Annotated in this window: 3 protein-coding genes; all 3 read right to left on the bottom strand. The window is 63.2% G+C overall.

The features are described from left to right. A partial coding sequence (locus tag ABZ953_RS39425) for a hypothetical protein (RefSeq protein ID WP_361734360.1) occupies positions 1–634 on the bottom strand: 634 nt, incomplete at its 3' end. Positions 635–637: 3 nt separating this feature from the next. Continuing rightward, on the bottom strand, positions 638–916 hold the full coding sequence (locus tag ABZ953_RS39420; RefSeq protein WP_361734358.1) for a hypothetical protein: 279 nt from the start codon (positions 914–916) through the stop codon (positions 638–640). Between the two features lie 2 nt (positions 917–918). After that, positions 919–1,105, bottom strand: a 187-nt coding sequence (locus tag ABZ953_RS39415; protein WP_361734356.1) for an NlpC/P60 family protein, incomplete at its 5' end; no start/stop codon positions are given.

Genomic DNA, 1,105 nt, shown 5'->3' with positions numbered 1-1,105 from the left:
CCGAGGTTGGTGAGTTGGGTGGTGAGTTCGGTGGCGTCTGGGGCGTTGGGTCCGCTGCGGCTGGCGAGGGCGAGGTGGCGGTGATGATCAGGAGCGCCAACGGGTTTCCCGCGTCCGCTCCCTTGTCCAGGTCCTTTTTGATGACGTTGAACAGCGTGCTCTCGTTGCTGTCGAACGCGGTCGTGAACGACGCGCTCACGGCCTTGTTCAGCAGCATCACGGCGCCCGGAACCGACGCCATGCCAGCAACAGCCGCGAGCGTCCAACCGGTAGAGGCTCCCATCTGCCGAAGGCGGGGTGCACCCTGCCATGCGGTCAGACCGCACACCACCACGACGCAGATGAAGATCGCCACGGCCAAGTGCTGACCGAGCCAAAGGAACTGGGCATACACCCAGTTGTCGGCCTCATGGGGCGCCATGCTCTGTTTGGGCGCCACCAGCTTGGTCAGCGCCTTGATCAGGCTCTCGGCGAGATCCTTGACGTGGTCGGAAGCCCCGTCCGTGACCCCGCCACCGCCCACCTTGTCGGGCGGCCCTCCTCCGCTGGAGCCCTTACGTTGCTCCTCTTCGCAGTACTTACGCATAGGAGCGAGCAGCAGACCACAGGGGTCCTTGTCCGCCGGGATGGCCATGGGTCAGCCCTGCTTGCCGTTGGTGACAGTCGAGAACAGGTCGTTGCCGTACAGCGCGAGCACGAGGGCGACGAACAGAACGCCAACTCCCATGCCGCCCTTCCGCAACGCCGTCTTGGGGTCGTTGGCCGCTGACATCAGCATTTTCAACGCGATCACGGCGAGCACCGCAACCAGGCCCTTGGTGACCAGGCCCCCACCGGTCAGCCCGATGGTGCCGAAGAAGTCCTCGAAACCGGTGCTCAAATCCTGCGGCTTGGCGAGGGTGAAGGAGTTACGCATTTTCAGATCTCCTTTTTCGAGCTCGATACAGGGCGTGCGATGCCGAACTTGTCCGGCATCGAGTTGATCGGCGAGTAGCGGACTTTGGTTCCGGGTCGGGGGGCATCGATCATGTATCCGCCCCCTACGTAGATTCCGACGTGGTGGATGCTTTCAGCGCTCGGTCCGTAGAAAACCAGGTCTCCGATA

The sequence above is a fragment of the Streptomyces sp. NPDC046465 genome (assembly GCF_040646035.1).
Lineage (GTDB): Bacteria > Actinomycetota > Actinomycetes > Streptomycetales > Streptomycetaceae > Streptomyces.
This window is presented reverse-complemented; position numbering and strand designations above follow the sequence as displayed.

Excerpts from the sequence above, each read along its gene's own strand:
- ABZ953_RS39420 (WP_361734358.1), bottom strand. The coding sequence starts at position 916 with ATGCGTAACTCCTTCACCCTCGCCAAGCCGCAGGATTTGAGCACCGGT.